The following is a 26528-nucleotide window of genomic DNA, read 5'->3' as shown; positions in this document are numbered from 1 at the left end:
CAGTTGCTGATGCCGCCTAGGGGAGCCCCGCGGGCGGAACAGCCCTTTCGGGCAATGGAAAACCCTCCACCGCGACTATTGGGGGATGCCGCGGTGGAGGGCCTGAATTGAATATACCGTGAACTTACGGAAACAAAAAGTTGTTTCCTGCTGTGTCCCGCACCAGCGGATCAATGCTCCGGCCGCGGAGAGGGGACCGGGGTCAGCGGTGCACGGGGATAAAAACCCGGGGCTGTTCCGTCCAGGTGTCTGACATCTGCGACATGGTCCGCCTCATGATCTTGTCGGAGGCTTCGCGGGCAGCACCGGCGTCGCCCCGGGCAATTGCCTCCGCCACGTCCACGTGCCACTGCAGTGCGGCCTCGTGCGGGTGGTCGGGCATCAGCCCATGCACGGTCCGGCCGGTCAGGGTCTCGGCCACCTGCCCCATGAGGTTCGCAAACATCTCGTTTCCTGATCCGGAGAGCAGCAGTGAATGGAACTGGATATCCAGCTCAAGGAAACGTGGGACGTCCCCCCGGTGGCCGGCGTCGCGCATTGCATGGGCAACATCCACAAGCTCCAGCCGCAGCGGTGCGGGGGCGTTCTGCGCGGCAAGTTCGGCAGCGGCCGGCTCAACGGCCGACCTCAGCTCGGCCAGGGACCGCAGCTGGGCGCCGCGCGCCTTGCTCGCGAGCCGCCAGCGGATGACCTGCGGGTCGAAGGGGTTCCATCGGCTCGGAGGCAGGACCCGGATGCCCACCCGCTTGGTGGTTTCCACCAGTCCAAGGGATTGCAGCACCCGGACGGCCTCGCGGATCACCGAGCGCGACACTTTGAGCTCATCCTCAAGGTTTTCGGCAAGCATGATATGGCCGGCAGGAAGCTCGCCCGAGATGATGCGTGTGCCCAGGTTCTCAATGGCACGGTGGTGCAGGCTGCTGGTCATGCAGCTAAGCCTAGTGGGAACGTGTGCACCGGGAAGCAGCCGTCCTTGACTGGCAGCGACACAAACTGTTCCATTACGTGGGCGTTACTTTCCTGTGACTTCATGAATATATATGCTTTATTCAGACCCTTGGTCTGCAACGGTCTTCCGAGCACCGGGAGCCACTGCACATCCATCGCACAGTATGAATTGGAGTTTTGATGTCTGCACACATCGGTGTCACCGGCCTCGCGGTGATGGGCGCCAACCTGGCCCGCAACCTCGCCCGCAACGGCTTTACGGTCGCCCTGCACAACCGCTCGGTCGAAAAGACGGACGCCCTGCTGGCAAAGCACGGTACGGATGGCGACTTCATCCGCACCGAAACCCTGCAGGAGCTGGTGGACTCCCTCGAGAAGCCGCGCCGTGTCCTCATCATGGTGAAGGCCGGCAAGCCGGTCGACTCCGTGATTGAGCAGCTTGAGCCCCTGCTGGAACCCGGCGACATCATCATCGACGCCGGAAACTCCCACTACGAGGACACCCGCCGCCGTGAGGCCGCCCTCGCCAAGAAGGACCTCCACTTCGTGGGCGTCGGCGTTTCCGGTGGCGAGGAAGGTGCCCTCAACGGACCCTCCATCATGCCCGGCGGTTCCAAGGAGTCCTACAAGGCCCTCGGCCCGCTGCTTGAGAAGATCTCCGCAAAGGTCGACGGCGAGCCCTGCTGCGCCTGGGTGGGCACCGACGGCGCCGGCCACTTCGTCAAGATGGTCCACAACGGCATCGAATACGCCGACATGCAGGTCATCGGCGAAGCCTTCGACCTGCTCCGTTCCGGTGCCGGCATCGAGCCCGCAGAGCAGGCCAAGATCTTCACCGACTGGAACAAGGGCGAGCTGTCCTCCTTCCTGATCGAAATCTCTGCCGAGGTCCTGGGCCACGTGGATGCCAAGACCGGCAAGCCGTTCGTGGATGTCGTGGTGGACGCCGCGGGCCAGAAGGGCACCGGCCGCTGGACGGTTATCTCCGCCCTGGAACTGGGTTCCCCGGTCTCCGGCATCGCCGAGTCCGTGTTCGCCCGTGCACTGTCCTCCCAGGCCGGCCAGCGCAAGCTCGGCCAGGAACTGCTGGCAGGCCACGAGGCCGACGTCGAAATCCCGGAGACCTTCGTTGAGGACGTCCGCCAGGCGCTCTACGCCTCCAAGCTGGTTTCCTACGCCCAGGGCCTGGACATGCTCACCTCGGCAGCCAAAGAATACAACTGGGACCTGAAGCTGGACGAGATCGCCTCGCTGTGGCGGGCCGGCTGCATCATCCGCGCCGAACTGCTCAAGGACATCACCAAGGCCTACGCCGCTGAGGACAAGCCGGCCAACCTGCTGTTCGCTCCGGCATTCACGGAAGCCATCGCCGGCGCCCTTCCCGCCTGGCGCCGTGTGGTGGCCACCGCTGTCCAGCTGGGAATCCCGGTTCCGGTCTTCTCCTCCTCACTGGCCTACTACGACGGCCTGCGCCGCAAGCGCGTCGCCGCAGCCCTCATCCAGGGCCAGCGCGACCTGTTCGGCGCCCACACCTACGGCCGCGTCGATGCGGAAGGCACGTTCCACACCCTGTGGGGCGAGGACAAGTCCGAAATCGAAGCGGTGGACACCCACTAGGTTCCGCCCGGAACAAAAAGGCGGGCAGTTTCCGGTGATCCGGAAACTGCCCGCCTTTTCTTCTCGCTGCGGTCCTGCCGGACAGCCCAAGGGCAGGCCCCGTCAGATGCGGTATTCGATGTCGTATTCCGCCGGGTCAACCGCCGGCGTGGTTTCGCGCTGGGCGTCACGGTGGCGCCACTTCGCAGGAACGCCGGTGACGATTGATTCGGGAGGGGCGTCCTTGACCACCACGGCGTTGGCGCCGACGGCACTGTCCCTGCCGATGGTGATCGGCCCCAGGATCTTTGCACCCGCTCCGATGGTCACGCGGTCGCCGATGGTGGGGTGGCGCTTGATCCGTGCGAGTGAACGTCCGCCCAGGGTCACCCCGTGGTACATCATCACGTCCTCACCGATTTCTGCCGTCTCGCCGATGACCACGCCCATTCCGTGATCAATGAAGAAGCGGCGGCCGATGGTGGCCCCCGGATGGATCTCGATTCCGGTCAGGAAACGGCCCAGCTGCGAGAGCAGCCGCGCCGGGAAACGCAGGGCCGGATTCTGCCACAGCCGGTGCGTCAGCCTGTGGATCCAGATGGCATGCAGCCCGGAGTATGCGAAAAAGTTCTCGAAAGAACCTCGAGCCGCCGGGTCGTGGGACCGGGCGGCGTCGAGGTCTTCCTTTAGTCTTGCGAAAAAGCCCACAGAGTTCTTTCTACAGGAAACGGGCGAAGAGCGGCCTGATCAGCCGCGGATGTCGTCATAGAGCACGGTGGAGATGTAACGCTCACCGAAGTCGCAGACAATGGCGACGATCAGCTTGCCCGCGTTCTCGGGGCGCTTCGCCAGTTCCAGTGCGCCCCAGACGATCGCTCCGGAGGAGATGCCGCCGAGGATGCCTTCCTTGACGCCGAGCTCGCGGGCCACGCGGACGGAGTCCTCAAGCGTGGCGTCCAGGACCTCGTCGTAGACATTGGTGTCCAGGATTTCGGGCACGAAGTTGGCCCCGATGCCCTGGATCTTGTGCGGGCCGGGGGCGCCGCCATTGAGGATCGCGGAGTCCTTGGGTTCGATCGCCACGATCTGGACTCCGGGCTTGCGCTCCTTCAGGACCTGGCCGACGCCGGTGACCGTTCCGCCAGTGCCGACGCCGGCAACGAAGATGTCCACGGCGCCGTCGGTGTCAGCCCAGATTTCCTCCGCAGTGGTGTTGCGGTGGATTTCAGGGTTGGCTTCGTTGGCGAACTGCTGGGCCCAGATGGAGTTTTCCGTGTTGGCCACAATTTCCTGGGCCTTCTCCACGGCGCCGCGCATTCCCTCTGAACCGGGGGTCAGGACGATTTCGGCGCCGAAGGCGCGCAGCATGACGCGGCGCTCGGTGGACATGGTCTCCGGCATGGTCAGGATGACCTTGTAGCCGCGGGCCGCGCCAACCATGGCCAGGGCGATGCCGGTGTTTCCGGAGGTGCCTTCAACAATGGTCCCGCCCGGCTTCAGTGCACCGGACTTCTCCGCGGCGTCGACGATTGCCACACCGATACGGTCCTTGACGCTGTTGGCCGGGTTGTAGAACTCAAGCTTGACGGCGACGGTGGCATCCAGCCCCTCGCTGAGCCGGTTGAGCTTGACCAGCGGGGTGCCGCCGACCAGCTGGGTCACATCGTCATAGATCCGTGCCATGTACATACGCCTATCTCTGAGGGGTGAATACTGAGGTCAGCCTAACGAGGCCGCGTAACCGTGGCTAAGCGTTAAGCCATGCAGAGTAATATTTCCGGGCCTTCGCGAGCTTGGGGTTGATGATCACCTGGCAGTACCCCTGCTCGGGATGTTTGGCGTAGTAGTTCTGGTGGAAGTCCTCCGCCACGTGGAAGCGCGGCAGCCGGCTGACCTCCGTGACGATCGGATGGGCCCACAGCGACTGGTTGCGGTCGATCGCTTCCTCGAAAAGGATCTTCTCCTCGGTGGTCTCATAGAACATCGAGGAACGGTACTGGGTTCCCACGTCATAGCCCTGGCGGTTCAGCGTTGTGGGATCGTGAAGGGCGAAAAACATGTCAAGGACCACCTCTTCCGGGATGATCTCCTCGTCGAACGTCACAGCCACCACCTCGGCGTGCCCGGTGGTGCCGTTGCACACGGAGTAATAGTCGGGGTTGGGATCATGGCCGCCCGTGTAGCCGGACACCACAGCGCTGACACCCTTGGTCTTCTGGTAGACAGCGTCGAGGCACCAGAAGCAGCCTCCGCCTAAAACAAAAGTTTTCATGACCTCTTCAATGGTTGGGGGCGCCGGATGATTCCCTGGGCGCCGCGGGCGCCGCCCGTCGCCGTGCGGCGCCGTGCGGCGCGGAGGACGCGATGGGGTAAAACTAAGACTATGGAACCTGTGGACACCGACGTTACCGGCCCTGAAAATCACGACGGCGGGCCTCGCGGCGGCGAGGCCCCTTCCGGCAAGGATGCGTCCGGCAAGGACGCGGTGGCCGGGCAGCCGCAGGTCCCTACTTTGGGCGAGATGCTCCTGGCTGTGGAGGAACTGTGGCCCGAGTCCCTGGCGGAGAACTGGGACGAGGTGGGGCTGGTGGCGGGGCACCCCTCGGCTCCTGTCACGAGGGTGATGTTTGCCGTGGACCCCACCCTGGAAGTCATCGAAGAAGCAGTGGAGTGGGGTGCCGAACTCCTGATCACCCACCATCCGCTGCTGCTGAAGGGTGTCACCTCGGTTGCTGCCACCACGCCCAAAGGCCGGGCCGTCCACCGGTTGATTGAGTCCGGCACAGCCCTGCTGACCGTCCACACCAACGGCGATTCCGCCGTCGGGGGCGTTTCCGATGTCCTCGCCGACGCCCTGGGCCTGCAGGATGCGGCCCCGCTCACCGTGGCAGCGAACGGACTGCCGGAAGAGGGCATCGGGCGGGTAGGGGACCTGCCGGAGGCCATGAGCCTGGGAGACTTCGCTGCACGGGTGTTTGGCATCCTGCCCTCCGTAGCAGGGGGAGTGAGGGTGTCCGGCGACAAGGACGGCCTGGTGCGGCGCATTGCCGTCTGCGGCGGCGCGGGAGACTCGCTCTTTAACGAGGTCCGGGCCAGCAACGCCGACGTCTACGTCACGGCGGACCTGCGCCACCACCCTGCGTCGGAAGCAAGGGAAGCTGCCCACAACGGCCGGCCCTACCTGATTGACGTTTCGCACTTCGCCAGTGAGTGGCTGTGGCTGCCGGCTGCGGCAGCCGCGCTGGGCAATGTCCTCGCCGACCAGGGCCATGACGTCGAAATCCAGGTCAGCACCACCAACAGCGATCCCTGGGACTTCATCCTCACCCCCGGTTAAGCCCGGAGACGGTGGGGACACAGCAGGGCAGGCGCTAGAGTCTAGGAAGCGCCGTCCAGGCGCCCGGCTCCGGCCGGAAGGGATCAAGCGGAGGTAACAGTGGCGAAGGCAGCACCGGCGGAACAGTTGAAGTTGCTTGGACTGCAGGGGCTGGATGCCAAGCTGAAGTCGCTTGCAAACCGCCGCCGCTCGCTGGAAACCGATCCGCGCATCAAGGACCTCGAAGCCGCCCTTTCCGTCGCCAACGGTGAGCTGGGCGCCGCGAAAGTGGCTGTCCACGACGCCGAAGCCGAACTCAAGCGCGCCGAGGCGGACGTGGAGCAGGTTGCCTCCCGTATCCAGCGGGACGAGGCACGGCTGAACAGCGGCACCGGCCTGTCCAAGGACCTGGTGGCCCTCCAGAAGGACATCGCATCGCTCAATAAGCGGCGCTCGGACCTGGAGGACATTGAACTTGAGGTGATGGAGCGCCTTGATTCCCTGCGGACCACCCAGGCCCGGCAGCAGGGGATTGTGGACGACATCCAGGGATCGTTCGGCACCATCCGCGCCGAGCTGGACGCGGAACTGGCCGCCGTGGAAGCGGAAGCGGGCGGCCTCCGCGCACAGCGCTCCGAATTCGCTGCGGGCCTGGATGCCGGCCTGCTGGCCGTCTACGAAAAGACGCTGGCCAGGCGCGGAGTGGGCGCCGCCAGGCTGTTCCATGGCACTTCCGAGGCGTCCGGCATGAAGCTGAGCCCCGGCGACCTCGCCGAGATCAAGGCCGCAGCTGCCGACGACATCGTCTTCTGCCCGGACTCCGGCGCCATCCTGGTCCGCTCGGAGGAGTGGGCCTGACCCTCAGCCCGGAAGGATGATGTTCAGGGCGTGCGGTTTCCGTGCTGAACCTTCAACCAGTTCCGCGGCCCACACTTCGCGCGTTGCCTTCAGGAGTTCCGACGGCGTTGCCGGGACCTTTCCGCGCCGCACCAGCAGGTGCCGGGCCAGTTCGCCACGGGTGTGCTTGGCGAAGTGGCTCACCACCTTGCGGACCCCGTTCACCTCGGTCAAGACGTTGACGGACACAGTCTGGGCAGCGGGCGGCGCCCACGCCGCCGCATAGGTGCTTGAGCGGCAGTCCACCAGCAACTGCCCCTCCACCGCTCCGGCGAGGGCCCCGGTGAGCTGCGGCTTCCAGAACGAGGCGAGGCGGCCGACGTCGGGCAGTGCTGTCCCCATGGACAGGCGGTAGGCGGGCACGCTGTCACCAAAACGGATCACGCCCCAGAGTGCGGAAACCACCAGCACGGACGCGTCCGCCTTGCGGCGCTGCGCAGCCGTGAGGGTCTTGTAGCCCAGGGCGTCATAAAGCACCCCCGAATAGATCCGGTGGGCGGGCGCCGCCGGTTCGGCATGAAGCCGCGTGTTGCGGTCGACGTCGTCCTTGAGCGATGCGCCCACACCCAGCAGCGCGAGGGCGTCCTCGTGCGCGCTCACCGTTCCCAGCGCATCCAGCACTTTGGCGCGGCAGGCGTTCAACTCCGGGAAGCTCAGGGAAGGCCAGTCGACGGCGGATCCGCGGACGGCGGGTGTCTTGCCTTCGGAAGGGGGAAGCAGAATCAGCACCGTCCGATCCTACCGGCGGCGGGAAAAGGCAAGGCCACCGGTAGACTGGGGGTTGGATGGGTTGACCAGGCGGCCGCGCGTCACGCAAGTGGCTCGAGGAACGTCCGGGCTCCGCAGGGCAGGGTGGTGGGTAACGCCCACTCGGGGTAACCCGCAGGCCAGTGCCACAGAGAACAGACCGCCTGGGTCGCGCCGGTTTGAAAGCGGCACGAACCAGGTAAGGGTGAAACGGTGGTGTAAGAGACCACCAGCTTCCCGGGTGACCGGGAAGGCTAGGTAAACCCCACCCGGAGCAAGGCCAGACAGGACACGTTTGAGGGCTGCCCGCCCGAGTGTCCGGGTAGGCCGCTGGAGGGCGCCGGCAACGGCGTTCGTAGATGGATGGCCGCTACTCCCGTGCCGGTAACGGAACGGAAGCACAGAACCCGGCGTATCGGTCAACCCATCCATCCACACTGGTTTGACCTTGGACGATGTGTTGGGGATGCTGAACCGTGCCTGCAAATTATGACCCGCAAGACAGCCCCGGCGCTGCTGCTAGGCAGCAAGTCCCCGGACGCAGCCAACAGGCTGTTGCCTTGGCCGGCTTCTTTTCGCTCTCCCTGGCCGCGTGGGCCGCGGCGTCGGTCCCCATCATCCTGCATTCCAGCGGCTGGTTCGCGGAGTCGGCCAAGGCCCCCTGGATGCCGCCCGGCTGGATGTTCAGGAGCATGTGGATGCTGCTGTACGCCGCGGTTGCGGTGGCCGCCTGGCTGGTCTGGCGCAAGGGAGCCCTTACCGGAGGCACCCTGGCCGGCTACCTCAGCCAGTTGGTGCTCAACGCCGCATGGCCGCTGGCCTTTTTCGGCCTCTTTCCCGTGTTTGGCGGTGCGTCCCTTTGGGCGGCTTTCGTGGTGATTGCGGCCCTGGGAGTTTCTGTTACCTTCCTTATCCTGCGCTTCGGTCCGGTCAGCGCCGCAGCGGGCCTGCTGATGCTTCCCTACCTGTCCTGGGTGGTTTTTTCCTCCAGCCTCAATCTCTATTCGGCCATCCACAACTGATCTCCTCCCGCAACGGCCACCCCTGTGAGTGATTTCACTCGATCCGGGCCGAATTGCGGACGCCGGCCAATTTAGAATGGATCCGGACGCAGGAGTTCTTCCGCCGGAGTTGCGTTCGCAGCCGGCGGTTTTTCTTTGCGTGTGATCCAGGCGCCCGGGGGCCGACCCCCGCGGGCGCAGGGTCCCCTGCACGACATGTGATGGCCAACAACCGTGTACGAGGACGTACACGGCTGAACCGAGGAAGGTATTTCTGTGAGCCAGACGTCAGATTCTTGTCTTGATACGTGGATGGGCCGCGAGGCCCTCGCCGAGGCCATGATTCCGGTGATCGGCCGGCTGTACCGCGAAAACAACGTGGTCACCAGCATCCACGGCCGGAGTTTGATCAACAAGTCCACCATGAACATCCTCAAGGCGCACCGTTTTGCGCGCCGCATGAGCAAGGACGAACTGCTGCTGGAGGAGACCGCCCCGCTCCTGAACACCCTGGCCAACCTGGAGCTCGGCGCGGCAGCGATCGACATCGCACGGCTGAACCAGAAGTTCAAGGAAGAGGGCAACGGCGCCACCCTTGAAGAATTCCTTCGTGCTGAACTGGCGGACGTCGTGGGCAAACGCGGCGGCGATGACCGCACCAGCACCGATGTGGTGCTTTACGGCTTCGGCCGGATCGGCCGGCTCCTGGCCCGCCTCCTAATCGAAAAGGCCGGCGGCGGACACGGCCTCCGGCTTCGCGCCATCGTCGTGCGCAAGGGCTCGGACAACGACCTCTCCAAGCGCGCCAGCCTGCTGCGCCGCGACTCCGTGCATGGTTCCTTCGAAGGCACCATCCGGATTGACGAGGAAGCCAACACCATCACGGCCAACGGCGTCCAGGTGCAGGTCATCTACTCGGACAACCCGGCCACCATCGACTACACCGCTTACGGCATCAGCAACGCCCTGGTGGTGGACAACACGGGACGGTGGCGTGACGCGGAAGGGCTCTCCCAGCACCTGCAGAGCAAGGGCGTCGCACGGGTGCTCCTGACTGCCCCCGGCAAGGGCGACCTGAAGAACATCGTGCACGGCATCAACCAGGGCACCATCGAGGACACGGACAAGATTGTGTCCGCAGCGTCCTGCACCACCAACGCCATCACGCCGGTGCTCAAGGCCATCAACGACAAGTTCGGCGTGGTCCACGGGCACGTGGAGACCGTCCACTCCTTCACCAATGACCAGAACCTGATCGACAACTTCCACAAGGGCGACCGCCGCGGCCGGTCGGCGGCACTGAACATGGTGATCACGGAGACCGGCGCCGCCAAGGCCGTGGCCAAGGCGCTCCCCGAACTGCTTGGCAAACTGACCGGCAGCTCCATCCGCGTTCCCACCCCGGACGTGTCCCTGGCCATCCTGAACCTGAGCCTGGAGAACGGGACCACCAAGGACGAGGTTAACAACTACCTGCGGGAGATGTCCCTGCACTCTGACCTGCGCAAGCAGATCGACTACATCGACTCACCCGAAGTGGTGTCCACCGACTTCGTCGGTTCACGCCGCGCGGGCATCGTTGACGGCCTTGCCACGATCTCCAACGAGAAGAACCTCGTGCTCTACGTCTGGTACGACAACGAGTTCGGATACAGCTGCCAGGTGGTCCGCGTCATGGAGGAGATGGCCGGCGTGAACCCGCCGTCATTCCCGGCAAAGGAATCTGCAGCAGCCCTCGCAGCGATCGCCGTTTAGGCTTCCGCCCAGGGTCTCCCGATTTCCCGGCTGATGGTGCTGGAATCAGCCGGGAAACGGGACCACACTGGTGGAATGGAAAATGATTCGACGCTCCAGCACGAAACAACCCTTGAGCACGCCCTCGACGTGGCCAAAGCCAATCACAAGGAGGCTGTCCGGCTGCTTGAGGGCGCCCGCGCCGCACACAAAACGGGCGACGTCGGAGAGGACCGGGTACGCCAGCTCGAAGGGCTGCTGGCTATCGCCGAGGAAGACCTACGAAGGGTGATGCGGGAGCAATAACCCCGCCGGTGAGGCCTTCCACTCTCCCTCCACACTGTGGATATCATCGGGGGTGGCCGGACAGGTGTCCTAGGCTCGTCTGGTGCAGGAGACTACCGGAAGTCCAGGAACCACATGACCGTGAGCTGGTCATCCTACCGACGGGCGCGCCGGCGTTCACGCCAGGCGTGGGGAATCCTGGGGGCAGCTGCAATGGCGGCCCTGGCGGCCTTGTCCTGGTTCTTCACCGCAGGACAGTTTGCCGCAGCGGAGACTGCGGTCTCCGGGCCCACTGAAGCTCCCGTTTTTGATCCCGCATGGATGAAGCCTGTTGAGGCTGTGCACCCGGTGCCCACAGGTTCTGCCCTCGCCGCACTGGACGGACTGGCCGTCAAGGGACGCGCCGCGGCGTCAGACTACAGCCGGGACGCCTTTGGCCAGGCCTGGCAGGACGTGGACCGGAACGGCTGCGATACCCGCAACGACATCCTGCGCCGCGACCTCGCCGCCGTGGTGCTGACGGAAGGCTCCGGATGCCGGGTGGCAGCCGGCTCGTTCCATGAGCCGTACACCGGGCAGATCGTGGACTTCCGCCGCGGCTCCGACAGCAGCTGGGCGGTACAGATAGACCATGTGGTTGCCTTGGGCGACGCCTGGCAGAAAGGCGCACAGTCGCTGACGGCGGGGGAGCGCCAGAACCTCGCCAACGATCCGCTGAATCTCATTGCTGCCGACGGTCCTGCCAACCAGGATAAGGGCGCAGGGGACGCCGCCACGTGGCTTCCCAAAAACAAGTCGATCCGCTGCCACTACGTGGCGCGCCAGGTGTCGGTGAAGGCCGCCTACGGCCTGTGGGTCACCGAAGCCGAGAGGGACGCCATGAAGCGCGTCCTGGGTTCCTGCCCCGGCCAGCAGACGGTTGCCGCCCGCTGAGCCGGAACCCGGCTGCTGTACCGCGTTCGACGTCGCCCGTGGCTGCCGCCCGGACGGGGCACTCCGGCAGCGGCCGCCGTCGGGCCTGGCTGTACTGACCGGAGAGGCTGTTTGGGTGACTCATTCGCCCAGGCCGTGCACCGGTCTGGCGTTCGCTGGGGGTTCTCCGACCTCGTGGATGGCGTGGCCGCCGCAAGCCGTCCTGGTGACGCCGGCTCGCTCGATGCCCGAGACGGTGAACCATCGCATTGCGTTGCGCAATCGGCACCACCCAACGAGGTACCACCGGCCGTTAGTGGAGGCGAACAGCACCGGCTCAACGTCGCGGGTGGTCGAGGTCCCGTCTCTCGATGTGTAGCGAATGCGGATCACCCGCTGCTCGGCCATCGCCTCTTCCAGTGCCGACTTGATTGCGCGCGAGGAGGAAGGAAGCGCGTTGACCCAGACGCGGTGGGCCAGCTCGTCGGCCCGTGCCCGGGTTTTGGGATCGAGGACGTCCAGGATCTTTCGGACACCTGCTGCTGCCAGATCGGCGTAGGGGGCATCGGGTGCAGCGGCCACGGCTGCCATGAGCGCCATGGCCTGCGCAGGGGACAGGCTGACAGGCGGCAGGGACCCGCCTGTAGCCAATCCGTAGCCACCGCCCGGACCGGGACGGGACCATATAGGGGCACCGCTGTTCTCTAACGCGTCGAGGTCCCTCTTGATTGTGCGCACGGATACCTCAAACACTCCCGCCAACCGTTCGGCGGAAACCCCCCTCGTGCCGCTGCGGCGCAACATCTCGGATAGCGCATGGAGCCGTTCAACTCGCTTCACAGTTAAATAAACTGCATATTGCCTCCAGGTTCCGCGGTCCACGGCCAGGAGATGGGTCGAGCGATACCGGGCAGGCCAGCCGATGCCAACGTGCCCGGTCATGCCATCTAGTGGCCGAAAGGGTCCGGATCCACGCCGGGCATCCACGTCAGTCCGGGAACGCCCCAGCCGTTCTTCTTGGCCAGCTTCATGGCTTTGCGCGCGTAGCGGTCCATCAGCCGGTTCACGTACAGCTTGCCGTCCAAGTGGTCGTATTCGTGCTGGATCACGCGGGCAAACCAGCCCGTTGCCTCGAATTTGACCGGCTTCCCGAACCCGTCGAACCCCTCAACGCGCGCCCATTCGGCCCGCTTGAGCGGGTACTGTCCGCTGGGAAAGGACAGGCACCCTTCCTCTTCCTCGTCAGGATCCGGAACAGCGCCGGAAATCTTTGACAGGGTCAGGACGGGGTTGACCACCACTCCGGTGGGGGGAGCGCCGTCGTCATTGGCGTACTTGTACACGAAGATTCTTTTGCCGACCCCTACCTGTGGCGCCGCCAGGCCCACGCCGTTGGCGGCGTCATTTGTCTCGAACATGTCCGCTATGAGGGTGCGCAGTTCGTCGTCGAATACTTCCACCTCGGAAGCCCGGCGGTGCAGTACGGGTTCTCCCCAGATGGTGATTGGCAGAACGGTCATCTTCAGGTGGTCCTTCGGCGGTGTTTCGTGCAAAAGATCGTGTGCACAGCGGTGAAAAAGAAGGAGGCCGCACCGGATATCCGGTGCGGCCTCCTTGGAGGACGGCTGCACATACCGTCCCGTGAGGGTGAGCTACGGGGGTTGAACCCGCGACCTCCTGGACCACAACCAGGCGCTCTGCCAACTGAGCTAAGCCCACCATGTGCCTGCAGATTTACCGGCGGACCGGGCCTCTGGAAAGGCAACTCATATAGCTTACCTGCTCTTCAGGGGTGCTTTGTCCACTTTTGCCGTTTTCACGAAAAAATCCGCGAAAGGTGGCGCAGATTACGTTTCCGCCTGCCCGTCGCCGGCCGCCGTGATGCGCTTGGCGATCCGCTGCGCTGTGGCGCTGTCCGGTCCCGGGGAGGGTACGAACACAGCCTCGCGGTAGTAGCGGAGCTCATCAATGGAGTCCTTGATGTCCCCCAGGGCGCGGTGTCCGCCCTTCTTCGCCGGCGACTGGAAGTAGGCGCGTGCGAACCAGCGGCGCGAGAGCTCCTTGATGGTGCTGACGTCGATCACCCTGTAGTGCAGGTGCTCCACCACTGCGGGCATGTCGCGGGACAGGAACACCCGGTCGGTCCCCACGGAGTTGCCGCCCAGCGGTGCTTTGCGGGGGTCCGGGACCCACTTGGAGATGTATTCCATGACGGCGGCTTCGGCCTCGGCCATTGTCCTGCCGTGGGGGAGTTCCTTGAGGAGCCCGGACTTCGTGTGCATGTCCCGGACAAAGTCGTTCATCTGGGCCACTGCGGCATCATCGGGTTTGATGACCACATCGACGCCGTCGCCAAGGATGTTCAGTTCCGAATCGGTGACCAGGGCCGCCACCTCGATCAGGGCATCGTTCTTGATGTCCAGACCGGTCATTTCACAGTCGATCCAGACGATTCGTTCGTTAGATATAGGCACCGGACCAGCCTACCGTTTCACCTCCCGGCCACCGGCCGGTGCTAGGATTTCGGAGACGCGGCGGGTCGTGCCGCGCCCGTGGTGACGCGCCCCGGCCGGTTCCATCCCGCCAGGCGGAACCGCAAACGAGAAAGATTGGACGTTCCTGAGATGACGGCGCCTGTGCCTGCGACGAGGGAGACGGCGGCCGCCGCTACTGCCGCAGCGGGCGGTGCGGAAGTGGATAATCCCCGTTCCCCGCTGCTTGCCGGATTCGTGGGCTCCATGTTCATGCTGATTGGATCGCTGGGCGTGGGCTGGCTGGCTCCGGTTTCGGAACTCCGCCGGATGCCGTTGTTCATCTGGATGCGTGCTGAAGCTCCCGGCGTTGCGCTTTCCATCATCCTGCTGGCTGTCGGCGGCATGCTCCTGGTGCGCGCCTGGCTCAGGCTCGGGCAGAGGGTACGGGTGTGGGGCCTCGAGGCACGCAAAGCCACCCTGATGGCTGTCGTGGCGTGGGGTCTGCCCATGATGTTCAGCGTGCCCCTTTTCAGCCGGGACGTCTACGCCTACATCGGGCAGGGCAGGCTCATGGTGGAGGGCTTCAACCCCTACGAGAACGGCATCTCGGCACTGTCCAACTACTTCCAGCTGGGCGCGGACAAGATGTGGACCGAAGCCCCCGTTCCGTACGGCCAGTTGTTCCTGTGGATTGAGCAGTTCGTCGTCTGGTCCACCAACGTCCAGCCCGAGGCCAGCGTGATGCTGTTCCGGCTGGTGGCGCTGGCGGGCGTGGTCCTGTGCGTGATCTACGTACCCAAGCTCGCGGAGCTGCACGGGGTCAACCCGCACCGCGCCCTGTGGCTCACGGCCGCGAACCCGCTGTTCCTGACGAACTTCATTGCCAGCGTCCACAATGACGCACTGATGATCGGGCTGGCACTGGCGGGCCTCTATTACTCCGCCACGCACAGGGTTGTCCGCGGTGTTGTCCTGGTGACCCTCTCCATCGCAGTAAAGCCCATCACCATTGTGTTCCTGCCGTTCATTGGGCTCCTGTGGGCGGGCAAGGACGCGGGCTGGCTCCGCAAGTTCGGGTTCTGGGGCCTGACGGCAGCGCTAAGCCTGGGCATCCTGGCCCTGATGAGCCTGGTCAACGGTTTCGGCTTCGGCTGGATCAACGGCCTCTCCGCCCCGGGGAGCATCTCCATCTGGTACGCGCCTGTGGGGCTGATCGGCATGGTGGTCGCCTCGCTGGCCAACTCGTTCGGGCTCGACGGTGCCACCCTGGCAGGTTTTGTGTCCGACGCCGGGAAGCTGCTTGCCGTGGGTGTCATCGCCTGGCAGATCTTCCGCGGGGACCATGACCGGCTGATCCGCCGCCTCACCCTTGCCTTTGCCGCCGTGGTCCTGCTGGCTCCCATGATCCAGTCCTGGTACGTCGTCTGGCTGATACCGCTCTTCGCCGTGACCGGCATCAGGAACGACTGGCAGGTCAAAGCGCTCTACTTTGTTGTCTCCTTCTTCATGATCTATGCCATTTCGGACCAGCTCGAAGTTTTCCCCTACCTGCAGACCGAGGACCTGGGATTTGCGCTCGCCCTGGCCCGGGTGGCCGCGGCCGTGACCGGCCTGCTGTTTGGTCTGTACCTGATTTTCTGGGATCCGCGCACCCGCCGGCTGTTCCGCAAGACCCACGGGAACGTCGTCGAACGTCCCGTCATTTAGCCGGCGCCAGGTGGCGGACCGCCTCCCTTCGGCTCAAGGGACTCATGGCTGGTGCGTGTCCGGTCACAAACGCGGCCACCCACCCGGGGGCCGTTTTGGCGTACTCGCGCAGGGCCCAGCCAATGGCCTTCCGGATGAAGAACTCAGGGTCCGCCAGGTTTGCCTCCACTACACGCGCCAGCAGCACGGAATCAGTTCCGGCCTTTGCCTTGAGCTGCGACAGGATGGCGGCGCGCCGGATCCAGAAGTCCGGATCGGTGCTCCAGCGGAGCAGCACGCCAGTCATCTCCGCCCGGTTGGCCTGGAGAAGCCCGCAGAGCCGTCCCGCTGTGCCGTCCACAAAATCCCACCAGGCGCCACTGCGAATGAATTCCTCATAGACGGGCAGCATGGCCATGTCCCCGGCGACCAGGCGGTGGGCGGTCAGGTCGATTGCTGCATACCGTTCCTCCCGCGCAGTCGCGCTGCGCCAGAGCTCGAGGGCCGTGGCACCGAGCTGGTCCGGCGACTCGAAGGGGGCCCCGGCAGCCGCCGCTGACACGATTCGGCGCACCTCGGGCACGCGCACCCCGAGGCAGGGCATTGTGGACTTCATGTAGGCCCTCGCACCTGCTCCCCGCACAGGATCGGCCCGTTCCTGCAGTGCTGTGCGGATGGCCGCGAGCACCCGGACATTAACGGCGTCCCCGTGGTTCATGGTGCAACTTTAGCCAGCACGAGGGAGCGGCCGCAGCAGGTGCCGTGTTCCGGGTGGGGGATCCGCCCAGGTGCGCTACGCTGGTTAGCGCTAACAAGAATGTCCCTGCCCGAAGGATTTCCATGCCATCGACGGAACACAGCATCGCGAGCGGCCCCTACACAGCGCTGGTCACAACCCGCGGGGGCGCGCTGCGGGAGCTGCGGCACCACGGACGGGACCTCGTGGTGGGTTTTGGCCCGGAGGGACGTATCCCCGACTACCGCGGAGTCATGTGTGTTCCGTGGCCCAACCGGCTGGCGGACGGCAGGTACACCTACGCCGGCAAGGACTTCGAAGCCGCAATCAACGAGCCCGAGCGCGGCTCCGCACTGCACGGGCTCGCCACCGGGATGGACTGGGAGCTGCGGCAGGCAGCCGCGGACTCGGTGGTGCTGGCCTGCAGGGTCGGCGCGGGCCGGCACTACCCGTCCGACCTGGAGGTCTCCGTGACCTATTCGCTGGGTCCTGGCGGGCTCCGCAGCACCGTGAGCACAGTGAATGTTGGACAGGCTGCCGCCCCCTACGGAGTGTGCCCCCATCCGTATCTGGTGGCAGGGCAAGGGAAACTGGATGACTGGACCCTTGAACTGCCGGCACACGAATTCCTGGAAGTGACGCCCGACCGGCTCCTCCCGACAGGCATGAAGAGCGTCGAAGGGAACGCATTCGACTTCCGCAGCGCCCGCCAACTTGGTTCCTTGAAGATCGACCATGCCTTCACCGGGATCTCCCGCGACAAGCAAGGGATGGCCCGAGTCAGGGTACAGGACCCGGCGGGAACGGGCGTGGAACTGGAATGGGGTGCCGAGTGGCCATGGGTGCAGATCCACACCGCCGACAAACCCGTGGGGCCGGACCGCCTGGGCCTGGCCGTCGAGCCCATGACCTGCCCGCCGGATTCCTTCAACTCAGGCACGGACCTGCTCCACCTCAAACCCGGTGAGTCGCACGCGGCGTCCTGGACCATCAGGGCCCTCGGCTAGTCCCCGCTGCCCGCCGGGGAAGGTGATGTGGTCCAGCCCGCACGGTCCAGCCAGGCGGCGCACAGCTGCGTCCACTGGTCCGGCCCGGGTTCCTCCGCTGCGAGGCCAAGGCCATGGCGCCCGCGGGGAAAGACGTGCAGTTCAGCCGGAACGCCGGCGCGCATGAGTGCCCCCGCGTAGTCCAGGCTGTGGCTGGCCGGGACGGCCGCATCGTCAGCCGTGTGCCAGACGAATGCCGGAGGGGTTCCGGCCGTCACGTTCCGTTCCGCGGAGAGTTCAGCAAGAAGGTCCGACGACGGCGCTGTGCCAAGGAGGTTGTCCACCGACCCCTGGTGCACGGACTGCGTGTAGGACACTACGGGGTAGCACAGCACGGTCAGGTCCGGGACAGCCTCCGGCAGGTCCAGGCGGGCGCTTCCGGTTGACGTGGACGTGGACAGCGTGGCGGCAAGATGCCCGCCGGCGGAAAAGCCGAGGACGCCCACGCGGCCCGGATCCACTGCGAGGCCGTGGGATCCGTTGCGGATATGCAGCATGGCTTCCTTGGCGTCCTCCAGGGGTGCCGGGTGCCGGTCAGGTGCTACGCGGTACCGCAGCACGAACGCGTGGATGCCCAGGGCGGCGAGCCACTCGGCCACAGGCTCGGCCTCGTGGTCCGCCTGGCGGGCATAGCCGCCGCCCGGCAGGACCAGGAAGGCCGGACTGGTCCCTCCCGCACTCCGGCTGCCGGCCGGGTGGTGCGCAGGGACGCTCGTCAGTGCGGACACCATTCCTAGGCCACCGCCTCGGTGCTGCGCCGAAGCGTCACTTCACCGCTGACGGTGGGCTGCTCTTCCTCGCCGTCCGCATCGCTTTCGCCGGAAACGCGGGCTGTAGCCCGGGTTGCAAGCCTTCCGATGTCCTCCAGCGGCAGCCGTACGGTGGACAGTTCCGGGCGGAAGTCACGCAGCGTCTCGATGTCGTCGAAGCCCGCAATGGTGGCGTCTCTGGGTATCCGCAGACCTTCGGCGCGCAGTGCCGCCGAGGCGCCGATGGCCATCACGTCATTGACGGCGAAGATGCACAGTTTGGGTACCGCGGCTTCCCCGCCCCCGGACGCGCCGGCCTTGATCCTGGCTGCCAGCTGGAGTCCGGCTTCATAGCCGCCCGCGCGGTTGAACGCCGTTCGCAGGATCTCGGCGGGTGCGCGGCCCGCCCGGGCCAGGCCTTCCTGGAAGCCGCGGATCCGGTCGTCGGATGTGAGGAGGCCTTCCGGGCCGCCGATGATGACGAAATCTCCGTCCCGGCCGGCGGCGAGTTCAACTGCCAGGGCCCCCGCGAGCTCCTGGTTGGGCACGGTCACCACGTGGTAGCCCTCAGCCGCAGTGGCGCCGACCACGGGGTGGCCCACCACGGCCACCCGGCCGCCGTTGCGGCAGTACCGGTCAAGCTCCGCCGCGAGTTCAGTGTTGTCGTCCTGGTCTTCGGTCCGGCACGAGCGGGATCCCGCAATGACAATCGAGTCGGCACGCCGGGCAGCGAAAGCCGCAACGGCTTCGCGCTCCTCGCCGGGCGCCCCGCCTGTGGTGGCCAGGAGCACCATCTTGCGCTGCTCCCGGGCGGCCGCCTGGACGCCCCTGGCTATGGCTGCGAAATAGGGGTCGGCGATGTCGTGCACGATCAGGCCGATGAGGCCCGAGCTTGATTTCGCGAGCCCCTGGGCCTGGGCATTGGGAATGTACCCCAGGGATTCGGCCGCCTGGCGCACCCGGTCCGCGATGTCCTTGCCGGGCTTTCGTGCCGAGCCGTTCAACACCCGGGACGCGGTGGCGGGGGAGACCCCGGCCAGCCGGGCCACCTCGGTAAGGGTACTTGCAGCCACAGGATCTCCTGGATAACGGGGGCCAATAAGGGGTCACGACATTATGGCAGTTTGAAGTTCTTCCGGAAAGCGCTTGCCAACTGTTACCCGCGCGGTGCATCATTGGGGGAGTGGGAATGCGCTTTCCCAGATCAGCATGAGTACAACTGCTCACTCACCGTGGAGGACACATGGGCTTCGAAACAAAAACCATCCGCATCGCCATGAACGGCATCACCGGACGGATGGGCTACCGCCAGCACCTGCTGCGGTCCATCCTTCCCATCCGAGATGCGGGCGGATTCACCCTGGAAGACGGCACCCGCGTCCAGGTCGAACCCATCCTCGTGGGCCGCAACGAAGCCAAGATCCGCGAACTCGCCGAAAAGCACAAGGTCGCTGAATGGACCACGGACCTGGAAGCGGTCATCAACGATCCCACCGTGGATGTCATCTTCGACGCGTCCATGACCAGCCTCCGCGCAGCCACCCTGAAGAAGGCAATGCTCGCCGGCAAGCACATCTTCACCGAGAAGCCCACAGCGGAAACCCTTGAAGAGGCCATCGAACTTGCCCGCATCGGCAAGGAAGCCGGCGTCACGGCCGGCGTCGTTCACGACAAGCTCTACCTGCCCGGCCTGGTCAAGCTCCGCCGCCTGGTGGACGAGGGCTTCTTCGGCCGCATCCTCTCCATCCGCGGCGAGTTTGGCTACTGGGTCTTCGAAGGCGACATCCAGGCGGCCCAGCGCCCGTCCTGGAACTACCGCAAGGAAGACGGCGGTGGAATGACCACGGACATGTTCTGCCACTGGAACTACGTCCTCGAGGGCATCATCGGCAAGGTCAAGAGCGTCAGCGCCAAGACCGCCACCCACATCCCGGCGCGCTGGGACGAAGCCGGCAAGGAATACAAGGCCACGGCGGATGATGCTTCCTACGGCATCTTCGAGCTCGAGACCCCGGGCGGCGACGAAGTCATCGGCCAGATCAACTCGTCCTGGGCAGTGCGTGTCTACCGCGATGAACTGGTGGAGTTCCAGGTTGACGGGACCCACGGCTCCGCCGTCGCAGGCCTGAACAAGTGCGTCGCCCAGCAGCGCGCCCACACCCCCAAGCCGGTCTGGAACCCGGACCTGCCCGTCACCGAGTCCTTCCGCGACCAGTGGCAGGAAGTCCCGGCCAATGCCGAGCTGGACAACGGGTTCAAGCTGCAGTGGGAAGAGTTCCTCCGCGACGTCGTGGCCGGCCGCGAGCACCGCTTCGGGCTGCTGTCCGCCGCCCGCGGCGTCCAGCTGGCCGAGCTCGGCCTGAAGTCCAACGATGAACGCCGCACCCTCGACATCCCGGAGATCACCCTCTAATGACCTCGCTCATCCTTCCCTCCCACGACGGCGGCACCCGCGAATACCGGCTGCAGGGCGGCACCTCCTGGGCCCGCCCCACCGCCCCGCTGACTGCCCGGCGGGCCTACGCTGCCGCGCACGTCATCCCCGAAGTCCTCGCTGACAACACCCCCGGCGCCCCGGCCCGGCTCGACTGGGAGGCGACCATGGCCTACCGCCATGAGCTGTGGTCCTACGGGCTCGGTGTGGCGGACGCCATGGATACTGCCCAGCGCGGCATGGGCCTCGACTGGGCGGCCACCCAGCAGCTCATCAAGCGGACAGGCGTCGAGGCCGCATCGGTGGTCGCAACCGGAAACGCTGCGACAGCGGGCAAGACCGTCCGGGACCTGGTTTCCTGCGGCGCCGGCACGGACCAGCTGGACATCGACTCCCTGCCGGCCGGCGAAGCGGGCATCAAGGCCGTGCTTGAGGCCTACCGCGAACAGATCGCCGTGATCACCGAAGCCGGCCCCAAGGTCATCCTGATGGCGTCGCGTGCCCTGGCCAAGGTTGCCAACGGCCCTGACGACTACCTGAAGGTCTACTCCGCCCTGCTGCAGGAAGTGGACCAGCCGGTGATCCTGCACTGGCTGGGCACCATGTTCGATCCCGCACTGGCCGGCTACTGGGGTTCGGACGATGTCGCAACCGCCACCGGGACGTTCCTTGGCCTCATCAGGGACCATGCGGACAAGGTGGACGGCGTCAAGGTCTCCCTGCTGGATGCCGGCCACGAGGTTGCACTCCGCGCGGCCCTCCCCGAAGGCGTCCGCCTCTACACCGGCGACGACTTCAACTACCCCGAACTGATCGACGGCGACGGCACTCACCACTCGGACGCCCTGCTGGGCATCTTCGCGGCGATCTACCCGGCCGCCTCGGTCGCCCTCCAAAACTACGACGCCGGCAACGCCGCCAGGGCACGCGAGATCCTGGACTCCACGCGGGAACTGGGAAAGCACATCTTCAGTGCCCCCACGTTCTACTACAAGACCGGTATCGCTTTTATGTCCTGGCTCAACGGCAGGCAGCCCGGCTTCCAGATGGTGGGCGGCCTGCACTCCGGCCGGTCCGTGTGCCACCTCGCCCGGACCTTCGAACTGGCGGACCAGGCCGGCCTGCTGCGCGACCCCGCACTGGCCGCGTTCCGGATGTCCGACTACCTGCGGATCAACGGGGTGGGCGCATGACCAGCGATGCAGTGACGCCGGACTTCGCGCGCCTGTCCATCAACAGCGCCACCACCAAGAGGTGGACGCTCGCCCAGGTGGTTGACGGCTGCGTCAACGCCGGAATCCCCGCCATCGGTCCCTGGCGGGACCGCGTGGAGGAAGCCGGCCTGGACAAGGCGGCCCGCCTGATCAAGGACGCCGGCCTTCGCGTTTCCTCCCTGTGCCGGGGCGGGTTCCTCACCGCGCCGGACGCGGAGGGGCAGGCCGCGGCACTCGCGGACAACCGGGCAGCCATCCTGGAAGCCGTCGCGCTGGACACGCGTGAACTGTTCCTGGTGGTCGGCGGGCTGGCTCCGGGGGAGAAGGACGTGGTGGCTGCACGCCGGCGGGTCGCGGACCGCCTGGCCGACCTGGTTCCCTTCGCGGAGGAGAACGGGGTCCGCCTGGTCCTGGAGCCGCTGCACCCGATGTACGCCGCGGACCGCGCCCTGATCTCCACCCTGGGGCAGGCGCTGGATCTTGCGGCGCCGTTCGACGCCTCCACGGTAGGCATCGCCGTCGACACTTTCCACGTCTGGTGGGATCCGGAACTCAAGGCGCAGATCGAACGCGCCGGGCGGGAGAACCGCATCGCTTCCTACCAGGTGTGCGACTTCAACATGCCCATCGCCGCCGATCCGCTGCTGTCCCGCGGATACATGGGCGACGGCGTGGTGGACTTCGCCACGATTGGCACCTGGGTGCGCGACGCGGGGTACACCGGTGACATCGAAGTGGAAATTTTCAATCAGGACATCTGGGACACGGACGGCAACACTGTCCTGTCCACAGTGAAGGAGCGCTACGCGGAGCTTGTCCTCCCGTACGCCTGACCTGATCCAGACCGCGGGCTCCTGCTAACGTCACGGCAGGAGCCTGCGCCCCACCAAAAAGACCCGGACCGCGTATGCGGTCCGGGCCTTTTCCCTGCGGCGCGTCCTTAGGCGTGCATCGAGGCGTACCGGCGGTAGCGGGCCAATACGCCGCCGTCGTCCCTCCCCGCGGGGAGGTCGACGGCGTCAAGCGCCCACTGCGGGAAATGTCCGGTGAGTGCCCCGGCGGCCTGCCGGGCGGCGCCGTCGGCCACGTACTCGCCGGGGCACGGCACGGTGATGTTGATTCCCAGCAGCTGTGCCGCCGCCTGCTGAACGGCCGTGGACTGGGCGCCGCCGCCCACCAGGATGATCCGCCGGGCCTCCACGCCCTGGTCCTGGAGGGCTGCCAGCCCGTCCGCCAGGGAACAGACAACACCTTCGACGGCGGCACGCGCCAGGTTGGCAGGAGTATAGTTCCCGCGGGTAATGCCGTGCAGCGAGCCGGTGGCATCCGGCAGGTTGGGGGTGCGTTCGCCGTCGAAATACGGCACCAGGGTCAGGCCGCCGGCGCCGCTTTCGGCTGACAGCGCCAGCTCGTTGAACTCCCCGATGCCCACGCCCAGCAGTGCAGCCGTGGCATCAAAAACGCGGGTGGCGTTCAGCGTGCACACCAGCGGGAGGTAGTGCCCTGCGGCGTCGGCGAACCCGGCCACCAGCCCGGACGGATCGGCGGCCGGCGTGCCGGACACGGCAAAGACCGTGCCGGACGTACCCAGCGACATCACCACATCGCCCACGCCGGCGCCCACACCCAGTGCCGCTGCCGCATTATCCCCGGCACCTGCGGCCACGAGGACGCCTGAGGAAGCCTTGCCCGCCACGTCCAGCGGACCCAGGACGTCGGGAAGGTGCGGAACATGCCCCAGCGACGTGTTCAGGACCTCCGGCAGGTACGCGCCCGCCGCCGTCGAGTAGTAGCCCGTCCCGGAGGCATCCGACCGGTCCGTGGCCAGCGCCTCAAGGTTCCCGGGACCGCTGCCGGGGCCGTGGCCCAGAAGCCGCCAGGTCAACCAGTCATGGGGCAGGCAGACGGCCGCTGTCTTCGCCGCGTTGTCCGGCTCATTCACAGCCAGCCAATGCAGCTTGGTCAACGTCAGCGACGCTACCGGGACGGTGCCCGTGGCACCGGCCCAGTAGCGGGCGCCGGCGGCAGCGTCGCCGCCGCCCGCGGTACTGATCAGTTCCAGCGCCGCGCCGGCGCTCCGCGTGTCATTCCACAGGAGCGCAGGCCTGACCACACCGCCGTCGCTGTCCAGGCAGACCATGCCGTGCTGCTGGCCTCCAATGGAGACTGCCGCCACGTCCTCAAAGCCACCGGCCGCTTCCACTGCCTCCTGCAGGGCCGTCCACCAGTGGTCGGGGTGGACTTCGGTGCCCTCGGGGTGGCTGGCACGGCCCTGGCGGACAAGTGCTCCGGTGTCCGCGTCACGGATCACCACTTTGCAGGACTGGGTGGAGCTGTCGATCCCTGCTACGAGTGCCATGTCCCTAGCGTGCGTTGAGGAGGTGTTCGATGGCGAGCTGGTTGAGGCGGACGAACGCGAAGGAGCGTTCGGCGGCTTTGTCGGCGTTGAAGTCCTCGAAGGCGGTGGTGTCGGCGAGCAGGTCGGCGGTGGTTTCGCCGGCGGCGAGGGTGGGTTCGCCGAGCTCGAAGACGCCGGAGGTGGCGAGGGCTTCCTGGACCTGGGGGTCGGCGCGGAAGGCCAGGGCGCGTTCCTTGAGCAGGAGGTACATGGACATGTTGGATTTCGCGGATTCCCAGACGCCGTCGTAGCCGTCGGTGCGGGAAGGCTTGTAGTCGAAGTGGCGGGGGCCGTCGTAGCGGGGTCCGCCGCCCGGGAAGCCGTTCTCGAGCAGGTCCACGGTGAAGAAGGCGCTGGTGAGGTCACCGTGGCCGAACACGAGGTCCTGGTCGTACTTGATGCCGCGCTGGCCGTTGAGGTCGATGTGGAAGAGCTTGCCGGCCCACAGTGCCTGGGCGATGCCGTGGGTGAAGTTCAGTCCGGCCATCTGCTCGTGCCCGGTTTCGGGGTTCAGGCCCACGATGTCGCCGTGTTCGAGCTCGGCGATGAACGCCAGGCCGTGCCCGACGGTGGGCAGGAAGATGTCACCGCGGGGTTCGTTGGGCTTGGGTTCGAGGGCGATGCGCAGGTTGTAGCCCTTGTCCTTGATGTAGGCGGCGGCGGTGTCCACGCCTTCCTTCATCCGGTCCAGGGCTGCCGAGAGGTCCTTGGAGCCGTCGTATTCGCTTCCTTCACGCCCGCCCCACATCACGAAGGTCTCGGCGCCGAACTCGGCGGCGGAGTCGATGTTGCGCAGCACCTTGGACAGGGCGAAGCGGCGGATGGAGCGGTCGTTGGAGGTGAAGCCGCCGTCCTTGAACACCGGGTGGCTGAACAGGTTGGTGGTCACCATCGGGACCTTCAGGCCCGTCTCGGCCAGGGCTGCCTTGAAGTTCTTCAGGATCAGTTCCCGCTCCGAGACCGTGGCATCGAAGGGCACCAGGTCATTGTCATGGAAGGTGATGCCATAAGCGCCCAGTTCAGCCAGCCGGTGCACTGCCTCCACGGGATCCAGGTCCGCGCGGGTGGCCACTCCGAACGGATCGGCACCGGTCCAGCCAACGGTCCAGAGGCCAAAGGTGAACTTGTCAGCGGGAGTCGGGGAGAGAGTCATGATGCGTCCTTGCAGTCAGTTTGCCGCCGGTTGGGCAAGTTAGTTTATCGCTTGAACTATATAAGCGTGACTACGCTAGGGTCAATAGGGGCCGAAGGAACGGCCCTGGTTCCAATCCAAGGAGAGCGGCCATGGCGAGTACCGCACCTGCTATTGCACCGTCCGATGCCGGGACGCCGGGCAACATGGCGGACGTGCGGCGGAACAACCTCGCCCTGGTCCTGGGCAGGGTGGTGCAGTCGCCCGCCGGATCCCACCTGACACGGGCCCAGCTTGCCGCGGCCACGGGACTGACAAAAGCATCCGTGTCGAGCATCGTCCTGGATCTGCTGCACGCCGGCATCCTCCGCGAAGTCGGCCTGAGCAGGCACGGGGAGCGGGGCAGGCCGGGGGTGGGGCTGGAGCTGAATCCGTCACGGGGCGTCATGGGTATGGAAATCAACGTCGATTACATTGCCGCGGGCGTGACGAGACTCTCCGGGGAGCTCGTGGCAAAAGAAGTCCTGGAAAGGGACAACCGTGACAGCGCCAGCGATGCCGTGATGTCCGCCCTCGCCGGGCTGGCCTCGGGGGTGCGGCAAGCCGCGTCTGCCTTGGGGATCGACGTCCTGGGTGGAGGACTTGCCGTTCCCGGCCTTGTTGAGGCCGGCAGTTCGACTGTCACCGTTGCCCCCAACCTGGGCTGGGTGGACACGAAGCTGGATGTGGCCCGGCTGCTGCCCGGTGTGCCGCTGGGGGTTTCCCTCTTCAACGAGGCCAATGCCGCCGCCCTCGCAGAGCTGGCCCACAGCCCCGGCAGGCGGGATTTCCTGTTCATCTCGGGTGAAGTGGGGGTCGGCGGAGGGCTGGTCCTGAATTCGGAGCTTTTCACTGGACCTGAAGGCAACGCGGGGGAGGTGGGCCACATCGTGGTGGACCCCGAGGGCGCTCCCTGCTCCTGCGGCGGAACGGGCTGCCTTGAGACGGTCGCGGGCCAGGACGCGATTTTTTCCGCTGCCGGAATCACCGTCAAGGGCCGGACCAGGACCGAAAGCATGGCGGACCTTCTGGGTGACCTGGGCGCCGGGAGTCCCGCCGCGGTTTCGGCCGTCCAGCGGGCGGGGAGGGCGCTGGGGGTTGCCGTGGCATCGGCGTCCCGGGTGGTCAATGTCCGCGCTGTGGTACTCGGGGGGCACTTCGCCATCCTTGACCGGTGGTTGCAC

Annotated in this window: 26 protein-coding genes, 1 tRNA gene and 1 other RNA gene; 14 read left to right on the top strand and 14 right to left on the bottom strand. The window is 66.1% G+C overall.

The features are described from left to right. Window positions 1-202: 202 nt before the first annotated feature. The gene (locus tag NFU08_RS11850) at window positions 203-928 is read right to left on the bottom strand and encodes a FadR/GntR family transcriptional regulator (RefSeq protein ID WP_251423508.1); all 726 of its coding nucleotides are present in this window, start codon (window positions 926-928) and stop codon (window positions 203-205) included. Window positions 929-1128: 200 nt separating this feature from the next. Here NFU08_RS11850 and gndA point away from each other — a divergent pair, with 200 nt between their 5' ends. Then, on the top strand, window positions 1129-2565 hold the full coding sequence (gndA, locus tag NFU08_RS11845) for an NADP-dependent phosphogluconate dehydrogenase (RefSeq protein ID WP_174181824.1): 1437 nt from the start codon (window positions 1129-1131) through the stop codon (window positions 2563-2565). 102 nt (window positions 2566-2667) lie between these two features. Here gndA and epsC read toward each other — a convergent pair whose 3' ends face one another. From epsC to msrA, 3 genes are all read right to left on the bottom strand, one after another. Continuing rightward, entirely contained in the window at window positions 2668-3252 is a 585-nt protein-coding gene (gene epsC / locus NFU08_RS11840; RefSeq protein WP_174181826.1) for a serine O-acetyltransferase EpsC, read from the bottom strand. Between the two features lie 39 nt (window positions 3253-3291). Next, window positions 3292-4227 carry a cysteine synthase A gene (gene cysK / locus NFU08_RS11835; protein ID WP_102975900.1) on the bottom strand — a complete coding sequence of 312 codons (936 nt, stop codon included), beginning with the start codon at window positions 4225-4227 and terminating at the stop codon, window positions 3292-3294. A gap of 64 nt (window positions 4228-4291) precedes the next feature. Continuing rightward, window positions 4292-4816, bottom strand: coding sequence for a peptide-methionine (S)-S-oxide reductase MsrA (msrA, locus tag NFU08_RS11830; protein WP_066276756.1), 525 nt, complete (start codon window positions 4814-4816; stop codon window positions 4292-4294). Window positions 4817-4927: 111 nt separating this feature from the next. On the opposite strand from msrA, the gene NFU08_RS11825 reads away from it, so the two are divergent. Together NFU08_RS11825 and NFU08_RS11820 are read left to right on the top strand one after the other, a co-directional pair. Next, window positions 4928-5881: a Nif3-like dinuclear metal center hexameric protein gene (locus tag NFU08_RS11825; protein WP_377088386.1), complete on the top strand. Its 954-nt coding sequence runs from the start codon at window positions 4928-4930 to the stop codon at window positions 5879-5881. Window positions 5882-5980: 99 nt separating this feature from the next. Beyond that, complete coding sequence (locus tag NFU08_RS11820; protein ID WP_251423505.1) at window positions 5981-6718, top strand: zinc ribbon domain-containing protein; 738 nt, start codon at window positions 5981-5983, stop codon at window positions 6716-6718. A gap of 3 nt (window positions 6719-6721) precedes the next feature. Here the strand turns inward: NFU08_RS11820 and NFU08_RS11815 are convergent, their stop codons facing one another. After that, window positions 6722-7486, bottom strand: a complete 765-nt coding sequence (locus NFU08_RS11815; protein WP_251423502.1) for a YaaA family protein — start codon at window positions 7484-7486, stop codon at window positions 6722-6724. Between the two features lie 57 nt (window positions 7487-7543). Between NFU08_RS11815 and rnpB the strand changes: the two genes are divergently transcribed. From rnpB to NFU08_RS11790, 5 genes are all read left to right on the top strand, one after another. Further along, an RNA gene (gene rnpB, locus NFU08_RS11810) (RNase P RNA component class A) lies at window positions 7544-7935 on the top strand. A 129-nt stretch (window positions 7936-8064) separates the two neighbouring features. Continuing rightward, the gene (locus tag NFU08_RS11805; protein ID WP_217432783.1) at window positions 8065-8526 is read left to right on the top strand and encodes a TspO/MBR family protein; all 462 of its coding nucleotides are present in this window, start codon (window positions 8065-8067) and stop codon (window positions 8524-8526) included. A gap of 255 nt (window positions 8527-8781) precedes the next feature. Then, on the top strand, window positions 8782-10260 hold the full coding sequence (locus NFU08_RS11800) for a glyceraldehyde-3-phosphate dehydrogenase (RefSeq protein ID WP_174181836.1): 1479 nt from the start codon (window positions 8782-8784) through the stop codon (window positions 10258-10260). Between the two features lie 75 nt (window positions 10261-10335). Next, window positions 10336-10545: a hypothetical protein gene (locus NFU08_RS11795; protein WP_174181838.1), complete on the top strand. Its 210-nt coding sequence runs from the start codon at window positions 10336-10338 to the stop codon at window positions 10543-10545. 114 nt (window positions 10546-10659) lie between these two features. After that, window positions 10660-11457 carry an HNH endonuclease family protein gene (locus NFU08_RS11790; RefSeq protein WP_251423499.1) on the top strand — a complete coding sequence of 266 codons (798 nt, stop codon included), beginning with the start codon at window positions 10660-10662 and terminating at the stop codon, window positions 11455-11457. Window positions 11458-11577: 120 nt separating this feature from the next. Here NFU08_RS11790 and NFU08_RS11785 read toward each other — a convergent pair whose 3' ends face one another. From NFU08_RS11785 to orn, 4 genes are all read right to left on the bottom strand, one after another. Next, window positions 11578-12276 carry a YafY family protein gene (locus tag NFU08_RS11785; RefSeq protein ID WP_174181842.1) on the bottom strand — a complete coding sequence of 233 codons (699 nt, stop codon included), beginning with the start codon at window positions 12274-12276 and terminating at the stop codon, window positions 11578-11580. 107 nt (window positions 12277-12383) lie between these two features. After that, window positions 12384-12956, bottom strand: a complete 573-nt coding sequence (gene def / locus NFU08_RS11780; protein WP_174181846.1) for a peptide deformylase — start codon at window positions 12954-12956, stop codon at window positions 12384-12386. Window positions 12957-13082: 126 nt separating this feature from the next. Further along, a tRNA-His gene (locus NFU08_RS11775) sits at window positions 13083-13155 on the bottom strand. Window positions 13156-13283: 128 nt separating this feature from the next. Next, window positions 13284-13910, bottom strand: a complete 627-nt coding sequence (gene orn, locus NFU08_RS11770) for an oligoribonuclease (RefSeq protein WP_174181848.1) — start codon at window positions 13908-13910, stop codon at window positions 13284-13286. Between the two features lie 150 nt (window positions 13911-14060). On the opposite strand from orn, the gene mptB reads away from it, so the two are divergent. Further along, a complete protein-coding gene (gene mptB, locus NFU08_RS11765; RefSeq protein ID WP_174181850.1) occupies window positions 14061-15617 on the top strand; it encodes a polyprenol phosphomannose-dependent alpha 1,6 mannosyltransferase MptB in 1557 nt (518 codons plus the stop codon). Here the strand turns inward: mptB and NFU08_RS11760 are convergent. Then, on the bottom strand, window positions 15610-16314 hold the full coding sequence (locus NFU08_RS11760) for a DNA alkylation repair protein (protein ID WP_251423496.1): 705 nt from the start codon (window positions 16312-16314) through the stop codon (window positions 15610-15612). The two genes, mptB and NFU08_RS11760, sit on opposite strands and share 8 nt — an antisense overlap. Window positions 16315-16436: 122 nt before the next feature. Between NFU08_RS11760 and NFU08_RS11755 the strand changes: the two genes are divergently transcribed. Then, window positions 16437-17339: an aldose 1-epimerase family protein gene (locus tag NFU08_RS11755; protein WP_251423493.1), complete on the top strand. Its 903-nt coding sequence runs from the start codon at window positions 16437-16439 to the stop codon at window positions 17337-17339. Here NFU08_RS11755 and NFU08_RS11750 read toward each other — a convergent pair. Together NFU08_RS11750 and NFU08_RS11745 are read right to left on the bottom strand one after the other, a co-directional pair. Further along, window positions 17336-18109, bottom strand: coding sequence for an alpha/beta hydrolase (locus NFU08_RS11750; RefSeq protein WP_251423491.1), 774 nt, complete (start codon window positions 18107-18109; stop codon window positions 17336-17338). The two genes, NFU08_RS11755 and NFU08_RS11750, sit on opposite strands and share 4 nt — an antisense overlap. Window positions 18110-18111: 2 nt before the next feature. After that, window positions 18112-19200 (bottom strand): LacI family DNA-binding transcriptional regulator, encoded by a 1089-nt coding sequence (locus NFU08_RS11745; RefSeq protein WP_251423488.1) that lies wholly within the window; start codon window positions 19198-19200, stop codon window positions 18112-18114. A 170-nt stretch (window positions 19201-19370) separates the two neighbouring features. On the opposite strand from NFU08_RS11745, the gene NFU08_RS11740 reads away from it, so the two are divergent. From NFU08_RS11740 to NFU08_RS11730, 3 genes are read left to right on the top strand one after another with little or no spacing between them, the layout of a single operon-like run. After that, window positions 19371-20540 (top strand): Gfo/Idh/MocA family protein, encoded by a 1170-nt coding sequence (locus tag NFU08_RS11740; protein ID WP_251423485.1) that lies wholly within the window; start codon window positions 19371-19373, stop codon window positions 20538-20540. Next, window positions 20540-21754 (top strand): dihydrodipicolinate synthase family protein, encoded by a 1215-nt coding sequence (locus NFU08_RS11735; protein ID WP_251423482.1) that lies wholly within the window; start codon window positions 20540-20542, stop codon window positions 21752-21754. Before NFU08_RS11740 ends, NFU08_RS11735 begins: the two co-directional genes overlap by 1 nt. Then, complete coding sequence (locus NFU08_RS11730) at window positions 21751-22608, top strand: sugar phosphate isomerase/epimerase (RefSeq protein WP_251423479.1); 858 nt, start codon at window positions 21751-21753, stop codon at window positions 22606-22608. The genes NFU08_RS11735 and NFU08_RS11730 overlap by 4 nt, the downstream gene beginning before the upstream one ends. A 107-nt stretch (window positions 22609-22715) precedes the next feature. On the opposite strand, the gene NFU08_RS11725 is transcribed toward NFU08_RS11730, so the two are convergent. Next, entirely contained in the window at window positions 22716-24134 is a 1419-nt protein-coding gene (locus NFU08_RS11725) for a xylulokinase (RefSeq protein WP_251423476.1), read from the bottom strand. A 4-nt stretch (window positions 24135-24138) separates the two neighbouring features. Further along, window positions 24139-25326 (bottom strand): xylose isomerase, encoded by a 1188-nt coding sequence (gene xylA / locus NFU08_RS11720; RefSeq protein WP_174181868.1) that lies wholly within the window; start codon window positions 25324-25326, stop codon window positions 24139-24141. Window positions 25327-25457: 131 nt separating this feature from the next. Between xylA and NFU08_RS11715 the strand changes: the two genes are divergently transcribed. After that, window positions 25458-26528: ROK family protein (locus NFU08_RS11715; RefSeq protein ID WP_251423473.1), on the top strand; the 1071-nt coding region annotated here is incomplete at its 3' end.

The organism is Pseudarthrobacter sp. NCCP-2145 (assembly GCF_023708005.1).
In the GTDB taxonomy this organism is placed as follows: domain Bacteria; phylum Actinomycetota; class Actinomycetes; order Actinomycetales; family Micrococcaceae; genus Arthrobacter; species Arthrobacter oxydans.
The sequence above is the reverse complement of the archived record's forward strand: the minus strand, read 5'-3'. Positions and strand labels throughout refer to the sequence as shown.

Excerpts from the sequence above, each read along its gene's own strand:
- NFU08_RS11850 (WP_251423508.1), bottom strand. The coding sequence starts at position 928 with ATGACCAGCAGCCTGCACCACCGTGCCATTGAGAACCTGGGCACACGC.
- gndA (WP_174181824.1), top strand. The coding sequence starts at position 1,129 with ATGTCTGCACACATCGGTGTCACCGGCCTCGCGGTGATGGGCGCCAAC.
- cysK (WP_102975900.1), bottom strand. The coding sequence starts at position 4,227 with ATGGCACGGATCTATGACGATGTGACCCAGCTGGTCGGCGGCACCCCG.
- msrA (WP_066276756.1), bottom strand. The coding sequence starts at position 4,816 with ATGAAAACTTTTGTTTTAGGCGGAGGCTGCTTCTGGTGCCTCGACGCT.
- NFU08_RS11825 (WP_377088386.1), top strand. The coding sequence starts at position 4,928 with ATGGAACCTGTGGACACCGACGTTACCGGCCCTGAAAATCACGACGGC.
- NFU08_RS11795 (WP_174181838.1), top strand. The coding sequence starts at position 10,336 with ATGGAAAATGATTCGACGCTCCAGCACGAAACAACCCTTGAGCACGCC.
- NFU08_RS11790 (WP_251423499.1), top strand. The coding sequence starts at position 10,660 with ATGACCGTGAGCTGGTCATCCTACCGACGGGCGCGCCGGCGTTCACGC.
- def (WP_174181846.1), bottom strand. The coding sequence starts at position 12,956 with ATGACCGTTCTGCCAATCACCATCTGGGGAGAACCCGTACTGCACCGC.
- mptB (WP_174181850.1), top strand. The coding sequence starts at position 14,061 with ATGACGGCGCCTGTGCCTGCGACGAGGGAGACGGCGGCCGCCGCTACT.
- NFU08_RS11760 (WP_251423496.1), bottom strand. The coding sequence starts at position 16,314 with ATGAACCACGGGGACGCCGTTAATGTCCGGGTGCTCGCGGCCATCCGC.
- NFU08_RS11755 (WP_251423493.1), top strand. The coding sequence starts at position 16,437 with ATGCCATCGACGGAACACAGCATCGCGAGCGGCCCCTACACAGCGCTG.
- NFU08_RS11750 (WP_251423491.1), bottom strand. The coding sequence starts at position 18,109 with ATGGTGTCCGCACTGACGAGCGTCCCTGCGCACCACCCGGCCGGCAGC.
- NFU08_RS11740 (WP_251423485.1), top strand. The coding sequence starts at position 19,371 with ATGGGCTTCGAAACAAAAACCATCCGCATCGCCATGAACGGCATCACC.
- NFU08_RS11735 (WP_251423482.1), top strand. The coding sequence starts at position 20,540 with ATGACCTCGCTCATCCTTCCCTCCCACGACGGCGGCACCCGCGAATAC.
- NFU08_RS11730 (WP_251423479.1), top strand. The coding sequence starts at position 21,751 with ATGACCAGCGATGCAGTGACGCCGGACTTCGCGCGCCTGTCCATCAAC.
- NFU08_RS11725 (WP_251423476.1), bottom strand. The coding sequence starts at position 24,134 with ATGGCACTCGTAGCAGGGATCGACAGCTCCACCCAGTCCTGCAAAGTG.
- xylA (WP_174181868.1), bottom strand. The coding sequence starts at position 25,326 with ATGACTCTCTCCCCGACTCCCGCTGACAAGTTCACCTTTGGCCTCTGG.